Raw genomic sequence first — 25,596 nt, forward strand, 5'->3', positions numbered from 1 at the left:
CGCAGTGATCCGCACCACCGCGCCCCGCCTCCAGCAGCACCGGAGAGCGGGGCGCAGTGCTGTCCCCTATTCGTCCCACCAGGGAGCGATCGTGCACGTGATGTCCCGCGATTCCCGCGTCAGCTCGTCCTCCTCCGGACCGGGCGGTGGCGGCAGTACCGGATGCCCCAGCCGCCGCCGGGTGTTGACCCATGAACGGCTCGTCCAGGGCGCCGTCGCCCCTGTCGCCTCCCGCTCCGCCACGGTCATCCGCCCGGCTGGATGGTTCAGGAAGGCCAGGGGTGTGCGCCCGCTGGTGCGGATCGCCGCCCACACCTGCTGGGTCTCCTCGTCCTCCCCGTCCTCCCCGTCCTCGTCAGGGTCGATGCCGTCCAGCTTCATCAGCTTGTACTTGGCCTTGCCGAGCCGCTCGGCCCATGCCTGATACGGCGCCTCGTCCAGCCACTCCGCCGGCTGCTGACGCGTGTCGAGAATCGGTACCGGGCTGATCATCCAATCCGGCGGCTCCGGGCTCCACGGGACCGTCGGCGACTCCGGCGGGGGCTCTCGGAGCATCTCCTCCCAGTGCTCCCTCGCAGCCCCCTTGCCGATCACAGGCACGTGCCGCAGCGCCCGGCGCCGTCGCCTACTCAAGGGGATACACCGCGCCATCCGACGCCCGCGCCACGGGGACCAGGCCGGGCCCCCACGGCTTACGGGGGCGGTGCGGCGGCGGCTCCGGCTGGTGCCCCTCGAAGTCGGCGAAGGACCGGGGCGCTGCGGCTTGGTCCTCTCCTGCAGGGCCGCGTAGGTCTCGCGGGCCTCGTCGGTGGTCAAGTCGACGATCGGTTCGGGTTCCGGCCACTGCCGCCGGAGGAAGTCGGGGAGGGGCATCGTCAGCTCCAATCTCATGGATCCCCCCGGGGCCCGAAAAGACGTAGGCCCCTCAGTGGGGGTGGAAGAACTTCGGTGGTGTGCGGAATCACGGCTTGCCGAGCCCGGACCGTTCGAGTAACTCCCTAAGGCCCCCGAAGCCGGGCGGGACAAGGCAGCCGCACGCCGCCTCGGTGCTCCCCCTCCGTGGGGCCCATGCGTTCCTCATGCAGCCTCGTTCAGCCGGTCCGCGTGGTCGACCCACATGCCGTGGGTGATGAGCACCGCTCGCCACGGCTGACGCAGGCCATCGCGGCGGATCCGTACTGCAACCCACCGCCCTGTTCAGACCGACAGGTCTCGCGAGAGCGTGGACGAGGGGAGAGCGACGCCGTCCAGCTCCTGGCCAACCTTGCGCAGGTCCACGAGCGCGGAGGCGATCTCCTTGTGCCGTTGTTGGCCACATCGAGCCCGTGGACGAAGAACAGCGCATCGCCAGCCACGGGGGTCCAGAACAATCGCGAGGAGGCCCAATAGCAGCCCGCGGGCGGGGTCTTATAGATCCGCTCCCCTACGGGCGCCCTGCGCACCTCGACGGCGGGCGGCGGCGGATACTCCTTCTGCATCGAGGCATAGGCAGGCGCGTACTCAGCCGGCGGAGAGGCGCGCATTACCAGACGTCCGAGAACGACGCGGGGGGCCGGTTCAGCTCCTGCCCCAGGTCGGCCGAGTTGGGCTCGACGCGGCTCAGGTCACCCCGGGCGCCCCGATGGCTGGTGGCGTGCTACGCCCGCACCGCGTTGAGGTGTGCTTGTTCCCGCACGGCGTGCAGATCGAGATAGCTCATACGGCTGGACGCGGCAGCAGCACGGTTCCGCTCGTCCTGCGCCCGCCGCTTGCGGGATCCGGTGCACGATCCCGGAGAAGAAGGACCAGATCCGCAACGTAAGAAGCTCGGCTCCCGCGGCGGTCGGCCGCCGACGTTCGACAAGACCGACTACCGCGAGAGGCACGCGGTCGAATGCGGGATCAATCGCTTCAAGCGCCACCGGGCCGTGGCCACGAGGTACGACAAACTCGCCGTCCGCTACGAAGCGACCGTGCTGGTCGCGGCCATCAATGAGTGGCTGTGGCCACACGGCCGCACCAGCCTTCAGTCAACCCTTTGCCGAGGAACCGACAGGCCAGCTAAGTTCTCCCAGCCGTCCATGTTGATCGGGACCGGCTCTGTCGACGAGGAGGTGTGGAGCACATGCGCAGGAGTGCCCAGCAGTTGAGCCCGCGTACTGACCTTTGCCACCTCCTCACGACGGAGACACCTTGTCGTTTCGCATCACCCCACTGACCGACCCTGCTCACGGGGCGCACAGCCGACGCCTTGCATGGCTGGAGTCTGACGCCGATTCCATCCCCGTCGGGACGGCCTTTCTGCGCCTGTTCGATGGCGGACAAGAGCACCTGGCCGAACTGACCCTCCACGTCCATCCCGTGGAGCGCCGCAAGGGCGTCGGCTCCCGGCTCCTCGACACGGCCGTGGCCGCCGCCCGGGACAACGCCCGGCGCTGCGTCAGCGCGCAGGCCCAGGCCGGATCGCCCGGCGATCACTTCCTGCGGGCCCGCGGCTTCCGCAAGGTGCTCACCTTGAGGTTCGCCCGCTTGCCGCTGGCCGACGTGGACGCCATCGCCCTCGCCGAGGTCATCGAGCGTCCGCATCCCGGCTACCGGCTGGCGTCATGGCAGGGAACCGTCCCCGACGCCCTTGCCCAGACGTTCGCCGCCTCACGCCGGGCCATGGACGATATGCCCATGGAGGACACCGACTACGGCACCGTGGCCTGGGACGTGGACCGGGTTCGGGCTGCGGCGAAGGCCGTCGAAGAGCGCGGCGACCAGTTGCACACGGTCGTCGCCATCGACACCTGCGACGACTCGATCGCCGGATTCACCGAACTCGTCGTCCCCGGCAATGGCACGGGTGATGGCCAGCACTACGGCACCGGTGTGCTGCCCGAGCACCGCGGACACGGCCTCGGCCGATGGATGAAGGCCGAGTCGATCCGACAAGCCCACGGGCGCTACCCAGACCTCGGCGGCCTCCTGACCGACACTGCCGACAGCAACACGCACATGAGACACATCAGCGACAGCCTCGGCTACGTGCCCACGCACACGACACTCCAGTACCAGCTCGACCTGTAGAGGCGAGCGGCCGGGCCGGACCTGGGCATCACCTCGTCCGGCCCGTCGGCACCTTCCCAACAGGCCCTAGCAGGCCCGCAGGTCAGGAGGGCTCGTTCAAGGGCGGCCGTTGCGCAGGGCCTGGACGAGCCAGGGGTACACCGGGACCAGGTTCGGTACCACCTGCCAGCCGTTGACGATCCACACCAGCCGCCAGTACCGGTCCACCCGGGGATCGTGTGCTTCTTCGAACTGCCGGGCCATCCAGTCCCGGAACTCCGTGTCAGGGGTGCGCGCGAAGGCCTCGGCGAAGCGGTGCACGAGGTCGTCGATGACGGGCGCGCCCCTGTCGCTCAGCGGGTCGATGCCCGACTCCACGGCCTCGGCCACCTTCTGACGGGTGAACTCCATCAGTTCCTCGCCGGCCTCGCTCTCGATGCCGAGCGTGCGCCCGGCGGCCTGGCACGCGGCCGTCCGGCGCATCCGGGCCCGGAAGTCCTCGTCGCCGACCAGCTCGGCGAGTTCCACCCACGCGGCGACCTGCTCGCTGGACGGATCACCGGGGAGGTCGGGAGTGGCGGCGCGCACCATGGCCACCGCGGCGGGGTCCGCGTCCGCTGTGCCGAGGGTGCCGAAGGTGCCGAAGGTGCCCTCCAGGAAATCGTCGATCAAGCGCCGGCGTTCCTCGCCGGACAACTGCGTGAGCCTGTGCATGAGCTGGGTCTCCTCGGGACTGGACCCGCCCTTGGCCACGGCCCGCAGAACGCTCCGGCGCAGTTGCAGCACCCGGATCCGGACGTCCGTGGCATCGGCGTGCGCCGCGGCGACTTCCGCCACCGAGAGCTCGCGGTCCAGCACCCGCTGAATCGTGGCCAGGTCCATGCCCAGCTCGCGCAGGGTGCGCAGGAGTTCCAGACGACGCAGCGCGTCGAGGTCGTAGAGCCGATAGCCGGCGGGGCTTCGGGTGGTCGGCGCCACCACCCCCGAATCGGAGTAGAACCGGATGGTCCTCACGGGCAGGCCCGTGCGCCGGGAGAGCTCCCCGATCGAGTAGAGGGTCGTGGCGTCCATGTCCCCCACTCTGCTGTCTCCAGTCACTGGAGACTCAAGGCCCCTCCCAGCCGAGCCTGACTCCGAGACTCCCTCGACTCATCTCGCGTACCGACCGGTACAAGTTTCAATCTTCTATACGCTCGCCGGGCCCCTCACGTACCGCCAGAAGGACGCCACGTGACATACCCTGCGCCGCACCCTTACCCCCAAGCGCCCGCACGGCGCTGGTGGCAGCACCCGGCACTGATCATTTCCCTGCTGGTCCTCATACCGCCCGCCGGCATAGCCCTCGCCTGGCTGAGTCCGTGGAGTCAGGTGAAGAAGGTCGTCGCAACGGTTCTGGCCGGCCTCTGGTTCCTGACGCCGTTCCTGGGCGATCCGCCGAAGAAGACCGAGACGGACGCGAAACCGAAGGCTGCCGCAGTCCAGAGCACGGCGCCCGCGACGACTCCGAGCCCGACCGCGCCGCCCAGCTACGTCGGCCAGAACCTCAAGCAGGCGAAGACCGCCGCCTACGCCGCCGGCTACAACTCGATCTCCCACGACGCCGGCCCGGACGATGCCGGCCAGCTGGACGAGGACAACTGGAAGATCTGCTTCCAGAGCGCGGCGGCGGAGTCTGCCGGAAGATCCACACTCGACTTCGGCGTGGTGCGCAACGAGTGGCCGTGCCCTGCGAAGGACGGCGAGCCGATCCCGTATCCGAAGATGCCGAAGGTGGTCGGTCTCACCTTCTCCAAGGCGTCCGAGACCCTCAAGCCGATCGGGCTCAAGGCGATCGAACCGCAGAGCGCCTACACCGACGTCACCCTCCCGGCCGCCGTCGACGACTGGACCGTCTGCTTCCAGGACCCCGCCGAGGGCAAGGAAATCCAGTACCCGAAGACGTCGAGCGCCCGCCTCAAGGTCGTCGCACCCGCCACGGCCTGCCCGGCAGCGGAGGGCAGCAAACTGCACCCCGACCCGACAACGGCGCCGCGCCCACCGGGCAACGATGACGACTCCGGCACCTCCGCCTCAGCCGGATCGTCCACTGGCGGCGGCGGTGGCGGTGGCGGCGGCGGCAGCGTCTACTACAAGAACTGCACGGCGGTTCGCGCAGCGGGAGCCGCTCCGATCCGCCGGAACGACCCCGGATACGGGCGCCACCTCGACCGGGATGGCGACGGAGTGGCCTGTGAATAGGCCAGGGTGACGGGCCGGCACGAGCCGGCCTCGAAGGTGTGCCGGATTCCCGAGCCGCCCCGCTCTCGCGCGGTGTTCACCGCAGGGTGAGCGGGGTCTCCGAGGCGATGCGGGTCAGTTTTTCCGGGTTGCGGACGTAGTAGAGGCCGGTGATGCGGCCGGCTTCCACGCGGGCCGTGATGATGCCGTCGATCTCGCCGTTCACGCGCACGAACAGTGCCGGGTGGCCGTTGGCCACGGTGGGGTCGGCGGTGACCATGCTCCGGTGCTTGCCGATGCCGCCCAGGATGAAGCGGGTCACCTTGTCCGCGCCGATGACCGGCCGCACCGCGGCCTGCCTGATGCCGCCGCCGTCGCTCATCAGGACGACCTCGGGGGCCAGGACGTCGAGGAGGCCCTGCAGGTCGCCGGTTTCGAGCGCGCGCTGGAACGACTCCAGAGCCGCCCGGGTCCTGCTCGCGGAGCCCGTCTCGCGCGGGCGGCGGGCGTCCACGTGCCGGCGGGCGCGGTGCGCGATCTGGCGGACGGCCGCGGGGCTCTTGTCGACGGCGGCCGCGATCTCCTCGTAGCCGACGTCGAAGACCTCGCGCAGCACGAAGACGGCGCGCTCGGTCGGCGACAGCGTTTCGAGGACGAGCATGAGCGCCATCGACACGCTCTCGGCGAGCTCGGCGTCCTCGGCCACGTCCGGCGCGGTGAGCAGCGGCTCGGGCAGCCAGGGGCCCACGTACGACTCCTTGCGGCGGGTCATCGTCCGCAGCCGGTTGAGCGACTGCCGGGTCGTGATCCGGACCAGGTAGGCGCGCTGGTCGCGCACCTCCTGCAGGTCCGTCCTGATCCACCGCAGCCAGGTCTCCTGGAGGACGTCTTCGGCGTCGGCCGCCGATCCGAGCATCTCGTAGGCGACGGTGAAGAGCAGGTTGCGGTGGGCGACGAAGGTCTCGGTCGCCGCGTCGGTGGCCTGGTCGCTCATGTCCCGATCCCTCTCACTCGCGGCCCGCCCGGTCGTGGCGCGCCTCCCCCGCTGCGCGGGTCCGCCCTCAGGACACCGCGCGAGCGGCCGTTGTGACATGCCGTGAGGCAGATCACTCCGCCGCGACGAGCGGGGCGCGTCCGGCTCCGGCTACAGGGCGCCCTGTGCGGATCCCGCCGGGCGGGGCTGGAGGATCGTGACGTCGGCGGGCTGGTCGCGCAGGGCGTTCAGCTCCGGCCCGAGCTTCGCCATCACCTCGCCGCTCGCGTGTGCGTCGAGGTCGGCCTGGCCGGCCCACTTCTCGATGATCACGATCGAGGTCCCGTCGGTGTGCAGCGCGTAGAGCTCGCAGCCGGGCTCGGCGTGGACGGCTTCGATGTGGCGGGCGTACGTGGCCAGCGCTTCCTCCAGCAGCCCCGGCTTGGGGTGGACCACGGCGGTGACGACGACGGACATCGGGAACTCCTTCAACGAGGCGGGCGTTGACCGGCGTTGGCCAGGGTAGGTGATGTCCCGTCACGCACGGTTTCTTGATCACCCTGTGGACCGTCCGACGCCCCCGAGGCTCGTCGGTATTCGGACGGATGGGGCGTGGGCCCTGGTCAGACGGGCCGGGCGACCGGCAGAATCGGGCCTCCGGTACGGGGGAGGGAGCGGGCATGGCAGGTGGATCGGACGCAGGGGCCGGTGCGGGGGCGGAGGTTCCCGGGCTCGTCGGGGTTCCGCTGCTCGGGTCGCTCTTCGACCTGAAGTCGGACTCCCTCGGCACCTATCTGCGGGCGCAGCACCGGCACGGCGACCTCGTACGGGTCACGGCCGGCCCGCCCGGCATGCGGGCCGAGCTGTACTGCGTCTTCTCGCCCGAGGGCGCCCAGCAGGTGCTCGCCTCCGACGCGGCCAACTTCCGCAAGGACAACGCCTTCTACCAGGAGGTCCGGGACTCCTTCGGCAACGGTCTGCTGACCAGTCAGGACGAGGACTACCTGCGCCAGCGCCGGCTCGTCCAGCCGCTCTTCACCCGGCGCCGGGTGGACGGCTACGCCGGGGCCGTCGCCGCCGAGACCGCGTCGGTCATCGCTTCCTGGGAAAAGGCCGTGGACGGCGTGGTCGACGTCTCCGACGAGATGACGCACCTCGCCCTGCGCGCCGTCGCCCGGATCCTCTTCGGCACCGACGTCGAGGCGACCGCCGAAGTCGTGGCCCGGTGCTTTCCGGTCATCACGGACTACGTGCTGCGCCGCGGCTACTCCCCCGCCAACGTCCCGCGGCACTGGCCCACCCCGGGCAACAGGCGCGCGGCCGCCGCGATGGACGAGCTCTACGGGGTGTGCGACAAGATCATCGCCGAGCGGCGCGGGGCCGGTGCAGACCCTGTCGGTGCGGACCCTGTCGGTACGGACACCGGCGGTACGGACACCGGTGGCCGGGGCAGCACCGGCGAGGACCTGCTGACGCTGCTGGCCGCCGCCAGGAGTTCCGACGACGGGGAGTTCGACGCCTCCGAGCTGCGCGACCAGGTACTGATCTTCCTGCTCGCCGGGCACGAGACGACCGCCACCTCCCTCTGCTTCGCCCTGCACCTGCTCGCCCGCCATCCCGAGGAGCAGAGCCGGGCCCGCGAGGAGATCTCCCGCGTCCTGGGCGACCGTACGCCCGAGGCCGCCGACATGGACCGGCTCCCGTACCTCACCCGGGTGCTCAAGGAGGCCATGCGGCTGTACCCCGCCGCGCCGGTCATCGGCCGCAAGGCCGTCGCCGACACCCGGATCGGGGAGCACACCGTCCCCGCGGGCGCGGACGTGATCCTGGCGCCCTGGGTGACGCACCGCCATCCGGAGCACTGGCCGGACCCGGACCGCTTCGACCCGGAGCGCTTCACCCCGGAGGCGGAGGCGGCGCGGCCGCGCTACGCGTGGTTCCCCTTCGGCGGCGGCCCGCGCGCCTGCATCGGGCAGCACTTCTCGATGCTGGAGTCGGTGGTCGCGCTGGCGATGATCCTGCGGGCGTACGAGTTCGAGGCCGTGGACACCGAGATCCCGGTCGGGGCCGGGATCACCCTGCGGACGGACGGTCCGGCGCGCTGCCGGGTCCGTCGCGTGGACGGGTAGCGGCCGTCCGGCCATCATGGCTGGATGGACGAGGAGATTCCGGGCAGATTGTCACCTTACGTACGCCGCCCGCCGCGCGCGATGCTGCCCGGCTCGCCCGCCCCGAAACCGCTGCTGCGCCGGATCAGCGGCTTCTTCGTCTTCGGGTTCCTGAGCGCGCTGCCCGACGACCTGCCCGAGGCGGGGGCCGCACTGCTGGATCCGTTCGAACGGATCGGCCGCCTGTTCGGCCGGCTCTTCCACGGCCCGGCGCTGCGGGGCGGCTGGGCGAGCGAGGCGGGCCGCTTCGCCCTGGCCCTGCACGGCTTCCACTGGACGCGCTGGCAGGCCGAGACCCGCGGTCCGTACGGCACGTTCACCGCGCACCCCGGCCTCCCGGAGGATGCGCGGTGCTCTGGAACCGTCACCGCGCGGCCGCCGTGGGGCCGCGGCGACCCGGCCCGCGCGGCGCACACCGCGGCCTGCGCCCTGCGCCGCGTCCCCCGGCTCCGCCGCCGGCGGGCCCGGGTGGACCTGGCCTTCCCGGACGGCTCCTGGCTGGCCCTGCGGATGAACACCCGGGCCGACGCCGCCCGGCTGCGCGCCGCGCTCGCGCAGGCGCCGGAGACCGGATATTGAGGTGCGAACGGTCAGAACGGGCCATGAGGTCGATGCCCGTGGAACCACTCAGCGAGAAACAGATCCGTGCGTCCTTCGTGAACTGCACCAAGGGCGAGGCCGCGCGGCTGCGGCTGCCGCTCGACTTCGCCGAACTGCCCTGGGACGACCTGGACTTCCTGGGATGGGTGGATCCGGGAGCGCCGCTGCGGGCCCACCTCGTGCTGCCGCGGGAGACGGGGCCGCTGGGGATCTCGCTGCGCGTACCGTCGGCTGGCCGCACCAGCGCGGTGAAGTCCAGCCTGTGCCAGATCTGTCTGACGGGTCACGCGTCCTCCGGGGTCACCCTCCTCGCCGCCCCCTTGGCGGGCGCCCGCGGCCGCGAGGGCAACACGGTCGGCACCTACGTCTGCGCGGACCTGGCCTGCTCCCTGTACCTGCGCGGCAAGCGGCAGCCGAAGCTGCGCGCCGGCCGCTACGAGGAGTCCCTGACCCTGGACGAACGCCTCGCCCGCATGTGGGGCAACCTGGACGCCTTCGCGGCCCGGGTCACCGCGGCCGGGGTCCCCGCGGCCTGAACTCGCTTCGGCTGAGCCGTCGGCGGTCACCGCACTAGGTGCGGTCCGCCGCCGGGGTGTGGTTGCCCTGGAGGCGTTCGAGGTCCGAGGGGCGGACCTGGATGGCGAACAGTGCGATCACCGCGCCGATCAGGGTGAACATGGCCGCCACGATGAAGGCCGCGCTGATGCCCGAGGTGAGGATCTGGTCGCTCCACGGCTTCGGGACCTGTCCGGTGCGCCGGAAGGAGGCCAGCTGTGCGGGGGTGGCCGTGCTGAGGAAGCCGGCCACCTGGTCCTTCGCCTCGTTGCGGCTCGCCGTGCCGAAGACCGTCACCAGGATGGACAGGCCGAGCGAGCCGCCCACCTGCTGCATCGTGTTGAGCAGCCCGGACGCGGCTCCCGACTCCCGGTCGGGGACGTTGGACAGGGCCATCAGGGTCAGCGAGACGAATTGCAGACCCATGCCGAGGGCGAACAGCAGCATCGGGCCCAGGATGCTGCCGAGGTACGTGGAGTGGACGTCCGTCTGCGTCAGCCAGCCGAGCCCGGCCGCCGAGGACAGGGCGCCGCCGACCATGAACGGCTTGGGACCGAACCTCGGGAGCAGTTGCGAGGTGAGCCCGGCGCCCAGCGCGACCATCACGCTGACCGGGAGGAAGGCGAGGCCGGCCTGGATCGGGCTGAAGCCGAGCACGATCTGCACGAAGAGGGTCAGGAAGAAGAACATGCCGAAGATCGCGCAGGCGAGCATGAGCATGATCCCGTAGGTCCCGGCCCGGTTGCGGTCGGCGAACATGTGCAGCGGGGTGATGGGCTGGGGCGAGCGCCGCTCGTTGAGGATGAACAGCGTCAGCAGGACCACGGCGGCGCCGAAGGAGCCGAGGGTCGCAGGGTCGCGCCAGCCCTCCTGGGAGGCCCGGATGAAGCCGTAGACCAGCGCGACCATGCCCAGGGTGGACAGCAGCGCGCCGGCGAAGTCGAAGTGTCCGGGGTGGCGTTCGGATTCGCGCAGGACCTTCGCGGCCAGTATCGCGATCACCACGGCGATGGGGACGTTGACGAAGAGCACCCAGCGCCAGTCGAGCCATTCGACGAGGATGCCGCCCGCGAGCAGACCGATCGCGCCGCCGGCCGCCGAGACGCCGGCGAACACGCCGAAGGCCCGGTTGCGTGCGGGGCCTTCGCGGAAGGTGGTGGTGATCAGTGCGAGGGAGGTCGGGGACGCGATGGCTCCGCCGACGCCCTGGAGGGCGCGGGCCGCCATCAACTGACCCTCGTTCTGGGCGAGTCCGCCGAGGAAGGAGGCCAGGCCGAAGAGCAGGACACCGAAGATGAAGACGCGCTTGCGGCCGAGGATGTCGCCGGTGCGGCCGCCGAGGAGCAGCAGGCCGCCGAAGGCGAGGGTGTAGGCGTTGACGACCCAGGAGAGGCTCTCGGTGGAGAAGTCGAGCGCGGTCTGGATGTGTGGCAGCGCGATGTTCACGATCGTGATGTCGAGCACCACCATGAGCTGACAGGAGGCGATGACGAACAGGGCGAGTCCGTGGCCGCTTTCTCGGACCTTGCCATCGGTCCCGCTGCTGCTCGGCGATACGTTCGGGTCCACCCTTTCGACGCTAAGCCCGCACCTCCGGGGTCACCACTCGAACGGCCTAGTGGTAGTGACATTGCACATGTCACACTACGATCATGGATGACTTCCTCAGGCTCTCCGCGAGCACGGCCCGCTTCTCCTACGGCGCCCCGCGCGCGTTCTCCTTCGGGGACGACGGCCGGCTCCTCTGGTTCCTCCGCTCCACCGGCCCCACCGACGCCTTCGACAGCCTCTGGGTGCTCGACACCACCACCGGCGCCGAGACCCGGCTTGCCGATCCCCGCGAGCTGTGCCCCGAGCCGGGCGCCCTCCCGGACGCCGAGCGCCGGCTGCGCGAGCGGACCCGGCTCGTCGCCGCCGGCATCGGCTCGTACGCCCTCTCCGGCGACGGCCTGCGCGCCGTCTTCGCGCTGTACGGGCGGCTCTACGGAGTCACGGCGGCCGGCGACGGGAAGCCCGAGGAGATCCCGGCCGCCGGACCCGCCGTGGACCCGCGGCCCAACGCCGACGGCTCGCGCACCGCGTACGTCTGCGACGACGCCCTGTACATCGCTCCGGGCGGCCGGGTCAGCCCCGGCGACGGGGCCCGCTGGGGCCTCGCCGAGTTCGCCGCCGCCGAGGAGTTCGGCCGCTCACGGGGCCACTGGTGGTCCCCGGACGGGGTCACCCTGCTGGCCGCCCGCGTCGACGAATCCGCCCTCCAGCGGAGGTACTTCGCCGACCCGGCGCACCCCGAGCTGCCCGCCGAGGACTTCGCCTACCCCGAGGCGGGCGGGCCCAACGCCGACGTCCAGCTGTGGGTACTCCGAGAGGACGAGGCCGGGGGCCCGGCCCGGATCCGGCTCGACTGGGACGCCGAGACCTACCCCTACGTCTCCGACGCGGGCTGGGAGTCGGCCGGGGAGATCCTGCTGACCGTCCAGGACCGGCTCCAGCAGAACGTGCTGCTGCTCTCCGCCGACCCGGCCACCGGCCGCACCACCGAACTCTCCCGCACCACGCACCCGCACTGGGTGGACCCGGACCTCCCCGGCACCCCGGCCCGCCTCGCCGACGGGCGGATGCTGACCGCCGCCGACACCGGGGGCGGCGCCGCCCGGGCCCTCGCGGTGGACGGCCGGCTGCTCACCGGGGACGACATCCAGGTCCGCGGCGTGGCCGGGGTCCACCAGGACCGGCTGCTGATCGTGGCCGGTCTGCGCGACCCCGCAGAACAGCAGGTGCTGCTGCTGGACCCCACCACCGGGGAGCTGACCCCTGTGGCCGACGGCCCCGGGGTGCACACCGTGTCCGCCTCGGCCGGCACCCTGCTGCTGACCTCCGCCGACGCCGACGGGGTCCGCCGCACCGTACGCACCCCCGACGGGCGGGAGTTCACCCCCGCCGACCTGTCGCAGCCGCTGCCCTACCGGACGGAGCCCCTCCTGGAACGGGTCACCGAGCGTGGCATCCCCACCGCGCTCGTGCTGCCCCGCGACCACGTGCCCGGCCGGAAGCTGCCCGTCCTGATGGACAGCTACGGCGGCCCCGGCATGCAGGACGTCACCGCCGACCCGCGCCGCTGGCAGCTCCGCCAGTGGTGGGCCGACCAGGGCTTCGCGGTGGTGACCGTCGACAACCGCGGGACCCCGTACGTCTCCCCTTCCTACACGCACGCCATGTACCGCGGCTTCTCCGAGGTCACCCTCGACGACCAGGTCGCGGCCCTCCACGCACTCGCCGCCCGCCACGGCGACCTCGACCTCGGCCGGGTCGGGGTGCGCGGCTGGTCCTACGGCGGCTACCTCGCGGCCATGGCGGTGCTGCGCCGCCCGGACGTCTTCCACGCGGCGGCGGCCGGGGCCGCGCCCACCGACTTCCGGCACTACGACACCGCGTACACGGAGCGGTACCTGGGCCTCCCGCAGGAGCACCCGGACGTCTACGAGCGGGACTCCCTCATCCCCGACGCCCCCGGGCTCTCCCGCCCCCTGCTGCTGATCACGGGCCTGGCCGACGACAACGTCCATCCGTCGCACACCCTGCGCCTCTCGCAGGCCCTGACGGACGCGGGCCGCCCGCACCAGCTGCTGGCACTCCCGGGCGTCACCCACATGACCCCGGGCGGCACCCGGGAGAAACTGATGGCACTGGAACTGGAGTTCTTCCGCCGCGAACTCGCCTAGATGATCGATTCCAAGGGGTCAGTGATCGTAGGCGGTCAGTGAGCGCAGGGGCTGGCCGGTGTGGTCGTTGTGCCAGATCGCGGCGGTCAGCGCGAGGATTCGCTGCATGACGCGGGCGATGACACCGCCTGGTGTGCGCCCTCGGTGCTGCTCGAGGCCGAGCTGGCCCCTGGAGGTTTCGTTGACCGACTCGATGACCTGCCGCAGGTGGGAGCGGGCGTGACGGAGCCACCTGGCCTTGGAGGTAAAGCCCAGCATGGCCTGCATCACCGCGAGCGTGACCAGCTCGGCATCGGCCGACTGCGCAGTGATCCCGACCGCCGGACGCCAGGGTGCGAGATGCGGCGAGTCCTTCAGCAGGTCGTCGGTCTGCACGCAGATTGCGGTCGCGAGGGAGTCCAACTCTGTCTTCGAGCCGGTGGAACGAGAACTCGACCCCGTTCACCTGGACCGAAACAGCCGATGAGATCCTCGACTCCCTCGCCCGCTCCTGCCAACGGATCTCCGGCGCAGGAGACCAGTAGGACCTTGCCAGGTCGCTCCGGCTCTTGAGTTTTGGATGGTTGGTGGGCGGTGACGCTACGGGGCCGCCCCGTGCGGCCGTAGTCGCACGAGGCTGCCCGGGCGCTTCAGCCGAGTTGTGCCTCAGCGAAAAGCGGCGATGCTACGGGCGACCCAGTTGTTGAAGGGGCGCGGAGCGCGACCGAGGACTCGCTCCACGTCCGAGCTGATCCGCAGTTCGGCGGGGGTCGGGGCGGAGATGATGTCCAGGGTGTCGTCGGCGAGCTCCGGCGGCACGAACTGGGTCATCGCGGCTTTGGCCTCCTCGCGGGTGAGTTCGTGGAATCGCACCGGCGAGCCGAGCGCGGCGGCGATGGCCTCCGACTGCTGACGGGGCGTGATCACCTCGGGCCCGGTCAGCTCGAAGATTCCGCCGGTGTGCCGGTCGTCCAGCAGGCAGGCCGCCGCGACCTCGGCGATGTCCGCCGGGTCGACGATCGGAACCCCGACATCGCCGAAGGGTGCGGCGACCGTCCCTTGCGTGCGGACGGACTCCGCCCACGCCAAGGCGTTGGAGGCGAAGCCGCCCGGTCGTAGGACGGCCCAGTCCAGGCCGGACTCTCTCAACGCGTCCTCCACCGCGCGCATCGCGATCCGCGACGGGCCGAGCGGCCTGGTCGCCACGCCCTGCGAAGACAGCAGGACGACTCGGCGGACCCCGCTGGCAGCAGCCAGGTCGATAAGGTCGGTCGGCCTGGCTTCGGGGGCGTGCAGATCGCCGGACAGCAGGAGGAAGAGCGCCTTCGCCCCGTCCAAAGCGGGGGTGAGGCCCTGCGGCTCGGCCAAGTCAGCCGGCACGTGCCGGACCCCGTCCGGCATTGCCGCAGCGTGCCGTGACACCGCCGTCACCCGCTCGCCCGCCTTGGCCAGGGCCTGCGTCAAAGGCTGGCCCACATTCCCGGTAGCCCCGGTCACCACGATCATGTTCAGCTCCTAGTCCGTTGTGCACTGCGGCAATTGACGCTAGGAGGCAGGCCTACTTTTCGTAAGGACATACCCAGAGGTAAGCTCCGGACATGAGGGAAGGTGCGCAGCTGACGCAGGCCGAGGCGGGCCATCGGTATGAGGTGTTTCACACCGACTGCCCTGCGCGCGACGTGGTCGACCACGTGACCAGCAGGTGGGGTGTCTGGGTGCTGATCTCCTTGCGGAGCACCAACCTTCGGTTTTACGAGCTGCGCGACAGCATCCAGGGCATCAGCGAGAAGATGCTCGCTCAGACACTGCGCGCACTGGTCCAGGACGACCTGGTCTGGCGGCAGGTCGAGCCGACGACGCCACCCCAAGTCACCTACGGACTGACTGAGTTCGGGCAGGACGTCGGTGCGCCGCTGACGGACTTGTTCGACCGGATCACACAGCGGCTGGCAGCCGGCGGGACGTCCGCCACGGAGCGGCTGAGCGCAACAGGTCGAGCGAAGCAGCTGACCACCCCAGGCCCCCAACAGCTTCATCATCTCGACGACGAACACTGACCGTGACAGCAGAAGGGTTCGTGCGTACTCCCAGCACGGACCTGAGATCCCACACGATCCCTTGGGATCGATCATCTAGGCAGCCCCCTCCGCCCCGCCGGCCCACCACCGGCGGGGCGCGCCACGGCCGGGGCCGGATGCCGGCCCGGCGGTCAGGGCTGCGGGGCGAACGCCATGCGGACCAGGGCGGTGAGGATCAGGGCTGCCGCCGGCGCGTACCACCAGCGTCGCAGTCGCCCCGTCGTCACGCCAGCCACCGTCCCCGCGAGGGCCAGGAGCTCCACCACCAGTCCTGGAGCGCCCGCCTCGCGTCCTCGACGTTCATGCCGAAACCACGACCGTAGGCCTGGGCATCGTCCGTACGCCAGCCCGGGCGGCCGTCGTACCGGGCGGTTGCCGCGCCTGCGGGGCAGGAGGACCCGGGGCCGGTCGTGCCGGCCCCGGGTCCTCCGCCTTCTTCCCCCTGGACCCCCGTCAGTCACCGGGGAAGTGACAGGCCACCTCGCGGGAGGCGGCGAGCTGGAGCAGGGGGCGTTCGGTGCGGCAGATCTCCTGTGCCTTGGGGCAGCGGGGGTGGAAGGTGCAGCCGGGGGGCGGAGCGGTCGGGCTCGGCGGGTCGCCGAGCAGCACGATCCGCTCCCGCCGCCGCTCCGCCGCCGGGTCGGGCAGCGGGACGGCGGACAGCAGCGCCCGGGTGTACGGGTGCTGCGGGTTCTCGTAGAGGGACTTCTTGTCCCCGATCTCGACGATCCGGCCGAGGTACATGACGGCGACCCGGTCGCTGACCCGTTTGACCACGGACAGGTCGTGGGCGATGAACACGTAGGCGAGGCCCAGTTCGCTGCGCAGCCGCTCCATCAGGTTGACGATCTGGGCCTGGACGGAGACGTCCAGGGCGGAGACCGGTTCGTCGGCGACGATCAGCCGCGGGCTGGTGGAGAGCGAGCGGGCGATGCCGATGCGCTGGGCCTGGCCGCCGGAGAACTCGTGCGGGTAGCGGTCGATGTGCTCGGGGATCAGCCCGACGAGCTCCATCAGCTCGGCGGCCCGGCGGCGGGCGTCCGTCGCGCTGCAGCCCTGCACCAGCAGGGGGTCGGAGATGATCCGGGCCACGGTCTGGCGCGGGTTGAGCGAGGAGTGCGGGTCCTGGAAGACCATCTGGATGCTCTTGCGCAGCGGGCGCAGGGCGCCCTGGGACAGCCGGCTGATGTCCTTGCCCTCGAAGACGACCCGGCCCGAGGTGGGTTCCAGCAGCCGCACCAGCATCCGTCCGGTGGTGGACTTCCCGCAGCCCGACTCCCCGACCAGGCCGAGGGTCTGCCCGGCCGCCAGGTCGAAGGACACCCCGTCGACTGCGTGCACGGGCGCCCCCCGGCGCCCGGTCACGGATCGTCTGCCGGGGAAGGTCATGGTGAGGTCCTGTACGGACAGCAGGGCAGGGGCGCTCCCGGGTCCGGCGGCTTCGCGTGCCGTGCTCTCGCGTGCGGCGGTCTCGGTCATCGGGCCGCCTCCTCGGCGGTACGGGTCATGGCTCCGGCGAAGTGGCAGGCCACCGTCCGGTCCGGGCCGTCCCCGTACGCCGCCGGCTCGGGCCGTACGTCGGTGCAGCGCGCGGCCGCCCGGGAACAGCGCGGGGCGAAGGCGCAGCCGGGGGCCGGCGCGAGCAGGGAGGGCGGGGAGCCGGGGATGAAGGGCAGGGGCTGGTCGTCCGCGCTGTCGAGGCGGGGCAGCGAGTCGAGCAGGCCCCGGGTGTAGGGGTGGGCGGGGTCGGCGAACAGTTCTTCGGCCGGGGCCTGTTCGGCGGCCCGGCCGCCGTACATGACCAGCACCTCGTGGGCGACGCGGGCGACGACGCCCAGGTCGTGGGTGATCATCAGGACGCCGAGTCCGCGCTCCTGCTGGAGCCGGGCGATCAGTTCCAGGATCTGTGCCTGCACGGTGACGTCCAGGGCGGTGGTCGGTTCGTCGGCGATCAGCAGCTCGGGCTCGCAGGCGAGGGCCATGGCGATCATCGCGCGCTGCCGCATGCCGCCGGAGAACTGGTGCGGGTACTCCCCCGCGCGCCGGGCCGGTTCCGGGATGCCGACCTCGCCGAGCATGTCGACGGCCCGTTTGCGCGCGGCGGCCCGGCCGGCCTTGAAGTGCACCCGGAAGTGCTCGGCGATCTGCTCGCCGACCGTGTAGTAGGGGTGCAGGCTGGAGAGCGGGTCCTGGAAGATCATGGCGATGCGGCGGCCGCGGACCCGGGAGAGCTCCCGCTCGGACAGGGTGGTCAGTTCCCGTCCGGCGAGGGCGACGGAGCCGCCGACCTCCACCGGGCCCCGGTGCAGGCCCATGACGGCGAGCGAGGTGACGGACTTGCCCGAGCCGGATTCGCCGACGATGCCGAGGGTGCGTCCGGACTCGACGGTGAAGCCGATCGAGTCGACGGCCCGTACGGTCCCGCGCGCGGTGGTGAACGTGACGCGCAGGTCGCGTACTTCGAGGAGCGGAGCGGTCATCAGTACCTCACTCTCGGGTCGATGACGGCGTACAGGAGGTCGACCAGGAGGTTGGCGACGACGATGAAGAAGGCGGCGAGCAGGGTCACCCCGAGGACCACGGGCTGGTCGGAGTTGACCAGGGCTCCGTAGAACAGCCTCCCTATGCCCGGGAGTCCGAAGATGGACTCGGTGATGACGGCGCCGGCGAGCAGGCCGCCGAGGTCCATGCCGAAGATGGTGAGGATCGGGGTCATCCCGGAACGCAGCCCGTGTTTGACGACGACCGTCCGCTCGGGCATGCCCTTGGCGCGGGCGGTGCGGATGTAGGGCTCGGCCATCGCCTCGATCATCGAACCGCGGCTCTGGCGCGCGTACATGGCGGCGTACAGCAGCGCGAGCGCGGTCCAGGGCAGGAGCAGGTTCGAGGCCCACGCGAGGGGGTCGTCGGTGAAGGCCTGGTAGGTGGGGTAGGGCAGGAGGCCGGCGATGCGGATGACCCCGTAGATGAGCATCACGGAGGTGAAGTACACGGGCAGCGAGGCGGCGGCGACCGCGCCGACCATCAGGGCCTTGTCGGTGGCGGTGTCCTTGCGCAGGGCGGCGGTGACCCCGGCGCCCAGGCCCAGGACCAGCCACAGTACGGCGGCGCCGAGGGCGAGGGAGGCGGAGACCGGGAGCCGGTCCATGAGCAGGTCCCACACGGGCAGGGAGTTCTCGTACGAGTAGCCCAGGCACGGGAAGTCGCAGGCGACGGCGTACTGGCCGGTGCCGAGGGTGCGGCCGGTGAAGATGCCGGTCAGGAAGTCGGCGAACTGCCGCCACAGGGGCTGGTCGAGGCCCAGGTACGCCCGTACGTCGGCCAGGCGCTCGGCGCTGCAGGTCTTGCCGCAGGCGGCCGCGGCCGGGTCGGCGGGCAGGACGTAGAAGATGAGGAAGGTGACGGCGGCGATGGCGAGGAGGACGCCGGCGAGGGCGAGCAGCCGGCGGGCGAGGTAGGCGATCACGTGCGGCCGCCCCTCGGGTCGAGGATGTCGCGCAGCGCGTCGCCGAGCAGGGTGAAGGCGAGGACGGCGAGGAAGAGGAAGACGCTGGGGATGACGAAGTACATGGGGTCGGTCTCGTAGTAGGCGACGGACTCGGCGATCATCTGGCCCCAGGAGGGGGTGGGCGGGCGGACTCCGACGCCGAGGTAGCTCAGGGCGGCCTCGGTGCTGATCATCCCGGGGATGAGCAGGGTGGTGTAGGCGATGACGGGGCCCGAGACGCCGGGGAGGATGTCGCGGGTCAGGATCCGCCAGGGGCCGGAGCCGCCGACGCGGGCGGCGTCGACGTACTCGCGGTGTTTGAGGGAGAGGGTCTGGCCGCGGACGACGCGGGCGATGCCGGGCCAGCCGAAGACTCCGATGACGGAGGTCATGAGGACGATCCGGTTGACGTCCTTGGCCACGGACAGCATCGCGATCATGAAGATCAGGGAGGGGAAGGACATGGTGAGGTCCATGAGCCGGGACAGGACCGCGTCGGTGCGGCCGCCGAAGTAGCCTGCGGCGATTCCGGCGGCGGTGCCGGCGACGACCACGATGGCGGTGGCGGCGAAGGCGATGAGCAGGGAGACCTGTGCGCCGTGGACCACGCGGGCGAACAGGTCGCGGCCGGTGACGGGTTCGACGCCGAGCCAGTGCTCGGGGCTGATCCCGCCGAAGGAGCCGAGGGGCTGGCCGCCGAGGTAGGGGTCGATGGCGGTCTTGTCGAACTGCTCCGGAGACCAGCCGCCGAGCGCGCCCAGCCAGGGGGCGGTCACGGCCATGAGGACGAAGAGCAGGACGACGCAGAGGCTGACGCGGACGGCGGGGCGGCCGCGGAGTTCCCGCCGGGCGAGCTGCCAGGGGCTGCTGCCGGGCGCCGCCGCGGGCTCGGCTCCGGCGGAGTCGGGGGCGGGGGCGGGTGTGGCGCCAGGAGCCGAGGCGGCGCCAGCGGCTGGTGTGCTGCCAGGGGCCGGTGCGCCGTCAAGGCCGGTGGCGTTGTCGGCGCCCGGGGCTGCCCGGTCGTCGGGGACCGGGGTGGTGGCGGTCATGGTGGCGGTGGCTCCGGATTCCTCAGCCCTGGCTCTTCGACGGGTCCTTGAGGCCGACCGTCGCGTAGTCGATCTCGCCGGTCCACACGGGGTGGCCGAACGCGCCGGCGATGTTGGGGCCGACGAGCAGCGGCTTGCGCTCCAGCAGGACCGGGATGGACGGGGACTTCTTCATGAGCTCCGCGTCCAGGTCGATCCAGGCCTGATTGGCCTGCTTCGCGTCGGCCATGTTGTTGATCTCGTCGATCCGCTTGATGGTCGCCTCGTCGCGGAACTGGCTGTAGTTGCCCTGGTTGCCCTTGTCCTTGATGGTGCGTCCGTCGAAGACGAAGGGGATCCAGGTGGAGCCGGACGGGTAGTCGGGGCACCAGCCGGTGAAGGTCATGTCGGGGGTGGTGGCGAGGTCGCCGATGACGTCGTAGTACGCGCCGGGGTCGACGGTGTCGATGACGACCTCGATGCCCGCGCGGGACAGGCCCTGCTGGATGGCCTCGGCGGCGCCCTTGTCACCGGTGGAGACGGACAGGGAGACCTTGAGCTTCTCCTTCCCGGCGGCCTTCAGCAGTTCTCTGGCCTTGGCCGGGTCGCCGGCCGGGGCGATCTTCAGCGTGTCGGCCTGCTTGCCGCCGGTCAGGGCCGGGGGCAGGTAGGCGGTGGCGATCTCGTTGAGGGCCGGGCCGCCGCCCGCGGTGACCACGGCCTCCTTGTCGACGGCGTACTGCATGGCCTCGCGGACCTTGGGGTCGTCGAAGGGGGCGCGGGAGTTGTTCAGGAAGAGCATCTCGGTACAGCCCTTGGACTCCGCGATCAGGCGCGCCTTGACGTCCGGCTTGGGCAGCACCTTGGGGGCGCTCTCGGGGCGCATGTCGGCGTACTGGACGGTGGAGGCGTCGGCGCCCTCGCCGGCGATGATGCGGTCGTCGATCTGGCCGCCCTTGAGGCCCATGACGACGACGAACTTGTCGGGGTAGGCCTTGCGCACGGTGTCGGTCTTCGCGTCCCAGTGCTCGTTGCGGACCAGGACCAGCTTCTTGTCGCGGTCGTACGACTCGATCTTGTACGGGCCGGAGGAGAACGGGCGGGCGTCGTACTGGGTGCCCTTCTCCTGGGACTGGGGTACGGGCGAGAAGGTGGGCAGGGTGGCGGTCGCGGAGAACTCCGCTACCGGGCGCTTGAGTTCGAAGACGATCGTGCGGTCGTCGGGGGTCTTCACGGAGTCGAGGTGCTGCCCCTGGAGCGGGCCCTTGTAGCCCTCGGTCCCGGCCAGGTACTGGGCCGCGTAGTCGGGGCCGCCGGTGAGGTCGGGGGCGAAGGAGCGCTCGACGTTGTACTTGACGTCCTGGGCCCTGACCGGCGTCCCGTCCTCGTACTTCACGCCCTCCTTGAGGGTGAAGGTCCAGGTGCGGCCGCCGTTGGACGGGGTGCCGAGGTCGGTGGCCAGGTCGGGGACCAGCTCGCTGCCGGCCTTGCCGGGCTCGGCCTTGAAGGTGACGAGCGTGCGGTAGAGGAGCCGGGTGGCGAAGTCCATCGTCGGCATGACCCAGTTGCGGGCGGGGTCGAGGTGCGCGAAGTCCTGGTTGGACAGGACGGTGAGGGTGCCGCCCTTGACCGGGCTGCCGCCGAGGATCTTGCCGTCGTTGGCGGCGGCGGGGTTGGAGGCGCCGGCGCCGGCGGAGCCCTTCTTGGTGTCGGAGCAGCCCGAGGCGCCGAGTGCGAGAGCCGCCACCAGGGCGGTGGCGAGGGCGAGTTGGGTGCGCTTGGTCATGGGTCACTCCAGTGAAGGGCCGCGCTCTAGGATGTGACCGGTAACATAGTAATGTGAAATTGTACTGACAAGGGGTTGAGCAGCCCGTTATCCAGCCGTGTCCAAATACGGTCACCTGGAGGGCAGTTGGGCCGGGTACGCGACAGGGCCCGCCGTGGCGGGCCCTGTCGGAGCCGAGAGGCGGAGTCCGGAGCCGAGGGGCCGGAGTCCGAAGGCGGAGACTAGAAGCCGGAGCCGAGGCCCCCCGGGGTGCGGCCCACCGGTTCGTCGCGGCCCTGGGCCCAGAGGGAGCGGACGTGGCCGAGGTGGCGGACCATGCAGGCCTCGGCCGCCGCGGCGTCGCCGCTGATCATCAGGTCGAGCAGCTCGATGTGCTCCTCCGCCGAGGAGACCAGCTTGCCGGCCTCGTCCAGGCCGGTCAGGCCGTACAGCCGGGACCGCTTGCGCAGGTCGCCGACGGTCTCGACGAGCCGGTCGTTGCCGGCGAGCCCGAGCAGCGTGAGGTGGAAGCGGCGGTCCGCCTCCAGGTAGCCGATGAGGTTGTGCTCGCGCGCGCTGGTGACGATCTCCTCCGCGATCGGCCGCAGCGCCTCCAGCTGCTCGGTCGTGGCGATCTTCGTGATCCGGCCGATGGTCGGCACCTCGATCATCGTTCGCAGTTCGGTGAACTGGTCCAGGTCGCGCTCGCTGACCTCGGTGATCCGGAAGCCCTTGTTGCGGACCGGCTCGACCAGCCCCTCGCGGGCGAGGTCGAGCATGGCCTCGCGGACCGGGGTGGCCGAGACGCCGAGTTCGGCCGCGAGGCCGGGTGCCGAGTAGACGCTGCCGGGGCGCAGCTCACCCGCTATCAGAGCGGCTCGGAGTGCGTGGCCGACCTGGTCGCGGAGCCGCTCCTGGGCCTTGATGAGACTGTGCTGCTTCAGGTCACCCATTGCATTTCCTCCGAGACCCCACCACCGACGCGCAGAGGAACAGCGTACAATGTCACGTTGCGCTGCTCACACTCCGGCGGCCTCGCACAGTGCGACCGCCACGGCGAGATCTTCCCAGGCCATGCCCACGCTCTTGAAGAGCTGTGGACAACTCTGCGCCCCGCCCGCCGGCATCCGCCCTGCGACCAGGTCGGCGAGCGTACCGGTGATGTGTCCGGGCCCGATCGCCCCTTCCGCCTCCGGGACCAGCAGGTCGCCGGCCTCGCGCAGGGCCGCCGCACGGGATTCCACGTACACGGCCGCGCGTCGCACGAGGGCCGTGTCCGTCTCCCGGGCGGTCGGCTCGTGCGATCCCACGGCGACGACGGTGGCGCCCGGGCCGACGAGGCGCCCGTCGAAGAGCGGTTCCCGGGCCGTGGTGCAGCAGATGACCAGATCGGCGTCGGCCACCGCCTTCGGGGTGCCGGTCCGGGCGGGCAGCCCCAGCCCGCGGGCGTGCGCGGCGAGCCGCTCGCCGCTCGCCGGGTCGCGTGCGACCACCACCACCTCGGCCAACTCCCGCACCGAGAGGGCCGCTTCCAGGTGCCCGTATGCCTGCGGTCCCGAGCCGAAGAGCACCAGCCGCAGCGGGCGGCCGGCCGGAGCCAGGTGGCGCAGCGCGAGGGCGGAGACGGCCGGCGTGCGCAGGGTGGTGAGGGCCGCGCCGTCGAGCAGGGCCAGCGGGCGCAGGGTGGGCCCGGCCAGCAGCAGGTAGGAGCCGGTGATCCGGGGCAGTCCGCGGGCCGGGTTGCCCGGCGCCACCCCGGCGATCTTCACCCCCGCGTACGAGCCGGACGCGGCCGGCATCAACAGCAGTTCTCCCCCGCCCGGTACCGCGAGCGCGGTGCGCTGCGGGCAGCTCTCCGGGTCGAGGCCGCCGCGCAGGGCGGCGGCCAGGGCCTCGGTCGCCGCGGCCGGGGTGAGCAGGGCGGCCATCTCCCCGGCGCCGAAGTGGCGCAGGCCGCTCGCGGCGGGCCCCTTCACAGTGAGAACCCGCTGCCGAGGGCGTCGTGCGGGTCGAGCACGAAGGCGTGTTCGCCGGTGCGGTAGGCGGTGCCGGTGACCTCGGTGACACCGCCGTCCAGCATCCGCCCGGTGAACATGGTGCCGGTGACCGACTCGTTCAGCAGGTCCTCGCCGGGGCCGAGCCGCCCGTCCTCCGCGAGCAGCGCGAGCCGCGTCGAGGTGCCGGAGCCGCAGGGCGAGCGGTCGATCTGCCCGTCGGCGAACACGGTGACGTTGCGCTGGTGCGGCCCGAAGGGAGTGTCGGGGAGCTCCTCGTGGAGGATCACCCCGTACACCCCGGACAGCAGCGGGCCGTCGGGGTGCCAGGTGGCGGGGTGCGTGGCGAGGGCGGCCCGGATCTCCTGGCCGGCCCGCACCAGGGCGGGCAGGGAAGCCCGGGAGACGTCCAGGCCGAGGTCGCGGGCGCGGACGGAGGCGTAACAGGCCCCGGCGTGCGCGATGTCCACCTCGGCGAGTCCGAGGGTGGTGGCGACGGGGACCTTGCGGGCCCCCACCCGGGCCGGCACGTTGCGGAAGGTGACCCCGGTGGTGCGGCCGCCGTCCCGGTGCACGGTCGCGGTGACCCGCCCGGACGGTACGTCGATGCGCACCTGGGCGTCACCGTGGTCCGGGGCGGCGACCCGGCCGGTGTCCACGGCCCAGGCCCCGAGGGCCATGGTGCCGTGGCCGCACGCGGTGGAGTAGCCGTCCTTGTGCCAGAACAGCACGCCGAAGTGGGCCCCGTCGTCGTCGGCCGGGACCACGAACCCCCCGTACATCCCGGCGTGCCCGCGCGGCTCCTGCACGAGCAGGCGCCGTACGTCGTCCAGCGCGCCCCGGCGCGGAGCGGTCCCCGAGCCTCCCGGGCCGATGGCGGTGGCGCAGCGCTCGGCGACGCTGTCACCGGGCACGGCCGGGCCCTCCGCGCCGCAGTCGACGATCCGGAAGGGCTCGCCGGCGGTGTGGTAGTCCACCGTTCGGACGGTGATCACAGCAGGAAGCCTCCGGGGAAGGGGTCGGTCGGGTCGAGGAAGTACTGGGCGGTGCCGGTGATCCAGGCCCGTCCGGTGACCGTGGGCACCACGGCCGGGAGTCCGCCGACGGTGGTCTCGGCGACCAGCCGGCCCGTGAACTCGGTGCCGATGAAGGACTCGTTGACGAAGTCCGTGCCGAGCTCCAGGAGTCCGCGGGCGTGCAGCTGGGCCATCCGCGCGCTGGTGCCCGTACCGCAGGGCGAGCGGTCGAACCAGCCGGGGTGGATGGCCATGGCGTGCCGGGAGCGGCGGGCGTCGGAGCCGGGGGCGGCGAGGTAGACGTGCTTGACCCCGGCGATGGAGGGGTTCTCGGGGTGGACGGGCCGGTCGTCGCCCTCGTTGATCGCGTCCATGACCGCGAGTCCGGCGGCGAGCAGGTCGTCCTTGCGTGCGCGGTCGAAGGGAAGGCCGAGGGCGTCGAGTTCGACGAAGGCGTAGAAGTTGCCGCCGTAGGCGAGGTCGTAGGTGACCGTGCCGTGGCCGGGGACCTCGGCCTTCAGGTCGAGGCCGACGCTGAAGGAGGGGACGTTGGTGAGGGTGACGGCGGTGGCCGCACCGTCCTCGACGCGGACGTCGACGCTCACCAGTCCGGCGGGGGTGTCGAGCCGGACGGTGGTGACCGGCTCGACGACCGGCACCATGCCCGTTTCGACGAGGACGGTGGCGACACCGATGGTGCCGTGCCCGCACATGGGGAGCAGGCCCGACACCTCGATGTAGAGGACGCCGTAGTCGGCGTCGGGGCGGGTGGGGGGCTGCAGGATCGCGCCGCTCATCGCGGAGTGGCCGCGCGGCTCGTACATGAGCAGGGTGCGGACGTGGTCCGTGTGCTCGATGAAGTGGAGCCGCTTCTCGGCCATGGTGGCACCGGGGATCACCCCGACTCCCCCGGTGATCACCCGGGTCGGCATCCCCTCGGTGTGCGAGTCCACCGCGTGGTAAACGTGGCGCGTACGCATCAGG

Annotated in this window: 22 protein-coding genes and 1 pseudogene; 7 read left to right on the forward strand and 16 right to left on the reverse strand. The window is 71.6% G+C overall.

Translation table 11 applies throughout. The features are described 5' to 3' along the window. Positions 1-66 precede the first annotated feature (66 nt). The gene (locus tag RIU97_RS09685; RefSeq protein ID WP_404955219.1) at positions 67-492 is read right to left on the reverse strand and encodes a hypothetical protein; all 426 of its coding nucleotides are present in this window, start codon (positions 490-492) and stop codon (positions 67-69) included. Between the two features lie 1,680 nt (positions 493-2,172). Here RIU97_RS09685 and RIU97_RS09690 point away from each other — a divergent pair. After that, positions 2,173-3,051: a GNAT family N-acetyltransferase gene (locus RIU97_RS09690; protein ID WP_404955221.1), complete on the forward strand. Its 879-nt coding sequence runs from the start codon at positions 2,173-2,175 to the stop codon at positions 3,049-3,051. A gap of 96 nt (positions 3,052-3,147) precedes the next feature. Here the strand turns inward: RIU97_RS09690 and RIU97_RS09695 are convergent, their stop codons facing one another. Further along, positions 3,148-4,101 (reverse strand): MerR family transcriptional regulator, encoded by a 954-nt coding sequence (locus tag RIU97_RS09695; protein ID WP_404955223.1) that lies wholly within the window; start codon positions 4,099-4,101, stop codon positions 3,148-3,150. A 159-nt stretch (positions 4,102-4,260) separates the two neighbouring features. Between RIU97_RS09695 and RIU97_RS09700 the strand changes: the two genes are divergently transcribed. Continuing rightward, the gene (locus RIU97_RS09700; RefSeq protein WP_404955225.1) at positions 4,261-5,268 is read left to right on the forward strand and encodes an excalibur calcium-binding domain-containing protein; all 1,008 of its coding nucleotides are present in this window, start codon (positions 4,261-4,263) and stop codon (positions 5,266-5,268) included. Between the two features lie 76 nt (positions 5,269-5,344). On the opposite strand, the gene RIU97_RS09705 is transcribed toward RIU97_RS09700, so the two are convergent. Next, complete coding sequence (locus tag RIU97_RS09705; protein WP_404955227.1) at positions 5,345-6,241, reverse strand: RNA polymerase sigma-70 factor; 897 nt, start codon at positions 6,239-6,241, stop codon at positions 5,345-5,347. 150 nt (positions 6,242-6,391) lie between these two features. Then, positions 6,392-6,697: a putative quinol monooxygenase gene (locus tag RIU97_RS09710; protein ID WP_404955229.1), complete on the reverse strand. Its 306-nt coding sequence runs from the start codon at positions 6,695-6,697 to the stop codon at positions 6,392-6,394. Between the two features lie 203 nt (positions 6,698-6,900). Between RIU97_RS09710 and RIU97_RS09715 the strand changes: the two genes are divergently transcribed. Genes RIU97_RS09715 through RIU97_RS09725 form a run of 3 tightly spaced genes read left to right on the forward strand, consistent with a single transcriptional unit; the run spans position 6,901 to position 9,524 of the window. Beyond that, the gene (locus RIU97_RS09715; protein WP_404955231.1) at positions 6,901-8,349 is read left to right on the forward strand and encodes a cytochrome P450; all 1,449 of its coding nucleotides are present in this window, start codon (positions 6,901-6,903) and stop codon (positions 8,347-8,349) included. 24 nt (positions 8,350-8,373) lie between these two features. Continuing rightward, a complete protein-coding gene (locus tag RIU97_RS09720) occupies positions 8,374-8,967 on the forward strand; it encodes a hypothetical protein (protein WP_404955232.1) in 594 nt (197 codons plus the stop codon). A gap of 38 nt (positions 8,968-9,005) precedes the next feature. Further along, positions 9,006-9,524, forward strand: a complete 519-nt coding sequence (locus RIU97_RS09725; RefSeq protein WP_404955234.1) for an FBP domain-containing protein — start codon at positions 9,006-9,008, stop codon at positions 9,522-9,524. Between the two features lie 34 nt (positions 9,525-9,558). Here the strand turns inward: RIU97_RS09725 and RIU97_RS09730 are convergent, their stop codons facing one another. Then, on the reverse strand, positions 9,559-11,112 hold the full coding sequence (locus tag RIU97_RS09730) for an MFS transporter (RefSeq protein WP_404955236.1): 1,554 nt from the start codon (positions 11,110-11,112) through the stop codon (positions 9,559-9,561). 83 nt (positions 11,113-11,195) lie between these two features. On the opposite strand from RIU97_RS09730, the gene RIU97_RS09735 reads away from it, so the two are divergent. After that, the gene (locus tag RIU97_RS09735; protein ID WP_404955238.1) at positions 11,196-13,265 is read left to right on the forward strand and encodes a prolyl oligopeptidase family serine peptidase; all 2,070 of its coding nucleotides are present in this window, start codon (positions 11,196-11,198) and stop codon (positions 13,263-13,265) included. 18 nt (positions 13,266-13,283) lie between these two features. Here the strand turns inward: RIU97_RS09735 and RIU97_RS09740 are convergent. After that, positions 13,284-13,472 (reverse strand): annotated as a pseudogene (locus RIU97_RS09740) (IS982 family transposase); the annotation flags it as partial. Positions 13,473-13,910: 438 nt separating this feature from the next. Next, positions 13,911-14,750: an SDR family oxidoreductase gene (locus tag RIU97_RS09745; RefSeq protein ID WP_404955241.1), complete on the reverse strand. Its 840-nt coding sequence runs from the start codon at positions 14,748-14,750 to the stop codon at positions 13,911-13,913. Between the two features lie 92 nt (positions 14,751-14,842). Here RIU97_RS09745 and RIU97_RS09750 point away from each other — a divergent pair, with 92 nt between their 5' ends. Then, complete coding sequence (locus RIU97_RS09750) at positions 14,843-15,301, forward strand: winged helix-turn-helix transcriptional regulator (protein ID WP_404955243.1); 459 nt, start codon at positions 14,843-14,845, stop codon at positions 15,299-15,301. A 474-nt stretch (positions 15,302-15,775) separates the two neighbouring features. On the opposite strand, the gene RIU97_RS09755 is transcribed toward RIU97_RS09750, so the two are convergent. The 9 genes from RIU97_RS09755 to RIU97_RS09795 all read right to left on the reverse strand — a co-directional run bounded on the left by RIU97_RS09755 (position 15,776) and on the right by RIU97_RS09795 (position 25,592). Beyond that, complete coding sequence (locus tag RIU97_RS09755; protein WP_404955245.1) at positions 15,776-16,801, reverse strand: ABC transporter ATP-binding protein; 1,026 nt, start codon at positions 16,799-16,801, stop codon at positions 15,776-15,778. Then, entirely contained in the window at positions 16,798-17,802 is a 1,005-nt protein-coding gene (locus RIU97_RS09760; RefSeq protein WP_404955247.1) for an ABC transporter ATP-binding protein, read from the reverse strand. Before RIU97_RS09760 ends, RIU97_RS09755 begins: the two co-directional genes overlap by 4 nt. After that, the gene (locus RIU97_RS09765) at positions 17,802-18,788 is read right to left on the reverse strand and encodes an ABC transporter permease (protein ID WP_404955249.1); all 987 of its coding nucleotides are present in this window, start codon (positions 18,786-18,788) and stop codon (positions 17,802-17,804) included. The genes RIU97_RS09760 and RIU97_RS09765 overlap by 1 nt, the downstream gene beginning before the upstream one ends. Then, a complete protein-coding gene (locus RIU97_RS09770; RefSeq protein WP_404955251.1) occupies positions 18,785-19,858 on the reverse strand; it encodes an ABC transporter permease in 1,074 nt (357 codons plus the stop codon). The genes RIU97_RS09765 and RIU97_RS09770 overlap by 4 nt, the downstream gene beginning before the upstream one ends. 22 nt (positions 19,859-19,880) lie before the next feature. Beyond that, positions 19,881-21,623, reverse strand: a complete 1,743-nt coding sequence (locus RIU97_RS09775; protein WP_404955253.1) for an ABC transporter substrate-binding protein — start codon at positions 21,621-21,623, stop codon at positions 19,881-19,883. A gap of 221 nt (positions 21,624-21,844) precedes the next feature. Then, on the reverse strand, positions 21,845-22,555 hold the full coding sequence (locus tag RIU97_RS09780) for a GntR family transcriptional regulator (RefSeq protein ID WP_404955255.1): 711 nt from the start codon (positions 22,553-22,555) through the stop codon (positions 21,845-21,847). Between the two features lie 66 nt (positions 22,556-22,621). Beyond that, positions 22,622-23,530 carry an ornithine cyclodeaminase family protein gene (locus RIU97_RS09785; RefSeq protein ID WP_404962800.1) on the reverse strand — a complete coding sequence of 303 codons (909 nt, stop codon included), beginning with the start codon at positions 23,528-23,530 and terminating at the stop codon, positions 22,622-22,624. A 44-nt stretch (positions 23,531-23,574) separates the two neighbouring features. Beyond that, on the reverse strand, positions 23,575-24,591 hold the full coding sequence (locus RIU97_RS09790) for a proline racemase family protein (protein WP_404955257.1): 1,017 nt from the start codon (positions 24,589-24,591) through the stop codon (positions 23,575-23,577). Next, entirely contained in the window at positions 24,588-25,592 is a 1,005-nt protein-coding gene (locus RIU97_RS09795; protein ID WP_404955259.1) for a proline racemase family protein, read from the reverse strand. The genes RIU97_RS09790 and RIU97_RS09795 overlap by 4 nt, the downstream gene beginning before the upstream one ends. Between the last annotated feature and the right edge of the window lie 4 nt (positions 25,593-25,596).

Origin of the sequence: Streptomyces sp. 147326 (assembly GCF_045000215.1) — a bacterium.
In the GTDB taxonomy this organism is placed as follows: domain Bacteria; phylum Actinomycetota; class Actinomycetes; order Streptomycetales; family Streptomycetaceae; genus Streptomyces.

Bases quoted from the DNA above. Each gene is read 5' to 3' on its own strand.
- RIU97_RS09705 (WP_404955227.1), bottom strand. From the start codon at position 6,241: ATGAGCGACCAGGCCACCGACGCGGCGACCGAGACCTTCGTCGCCCAC.
- RIU97_RS09770 (WP_404955251.1), bottom strand. From the start codon at position 19,858: ATGACCGCCACCACCCCGGTCCCCGACGACCGGGCAGCCCCGGGCGCC.
- RIU97_RS09745 (WP_404955241.1), bottom strand. From the start codon at position 14,750: ATGATCGTGGTGACCGGGGCTACCGGGAATGTGGGCCAGCCTTTGACG.
- RIU97_RS09795 (WP_404955259.1), bottom strand. From the start codon at position 25,592: ATGCGTACGCGCCACGTTTACCACGCGGTGGACTCGCACACCGAGGGG.
- RIU97_RS09685 (WP_404955219.1), bottom strand. From the start codon at position 492: ATGATCAGCCCGGTACCGATTCTCGACACGCGTCAGCAGCCGGCGGAG.
- RIU97_RS09755 (WP_404955245.1), bottom strand. From the start codon at position 16,801: ATGACCGAGACCGCCGCACGCGAGAGCACGGCACGCGAAGCCGCCGGA.
- RIU97_RS09735 (WP_404955238.1), top strand. From the start codon at position 11,196: ATGGATGACTTCCTCAGGCTCTCCGCGAGCACGGCCCGCTTCTCCTAC.
- RIU97_RS09720 (WP_404955232.1), top strand. From the start codon at position 8,374: ATGGACGAGGAGATTCCGGGCAGATTGTCACCTTACGTACGCCGCCCG.
- RIU97_RS09785 (WP_404962800.1), bottom strand. From the start codon at position 23,530: ATGGCCGCCCTGCTCACCCCGGCCGCGGCGACCGAGGCCCTGGCCGCC.
- RIU97_RS09780 (WP_404955255.1), bottom strand. From the start codon at position 22,555: ATGGGTGACCTGAAGCAGCACAGTCTCATCAAGGCCCAGGAGCGGCTC.
- RIU97_RS09710 (WP_404955229.1), bottom strand. From the start codon at position 6,697: ATGTCCGTCGTCGTCACCGCCGTGGTCCACCCCAAGCCGGGGCTGCTG.
- RIU97_RS09760 (WP_404955247.1), bottom strand. From the start codon at position 17,802: ATGACCGCTCCGCTCCTCGAAGTACGCGACCTGCGCGTCACGTTCACC.
- RIU97_RS09715 (WP_404955231.1), top strand. From the start codon at position 6,901: ATGGCAGGTGGATCGGACGCAGGGGCCGGTGCGGGGGCGGAGGTTCCC.
- RIU97_RS09775 (WP_404955253.1), bottom strand. From the start codon at position 21,623: ATGACCAAGCGCACCCAACTCGCCCTCGCCACCGCCCTGGTGGCGGCT.
- RIU97_RS09750 (WP_404955243.1), top strand. From the start codon at position 14,843: ATGAGGGAAGGTGCGCAGCTGACGCAGGCCGAGGCGGGCCATCGGTAT.
- RIU97_RS09695 (WP_404955223.1), bottom strand. From the start codon at position 4,101: ATGGACGCCACGACCCTCTACTCGATCGGGGAGCTCTCCCGGCGCACG.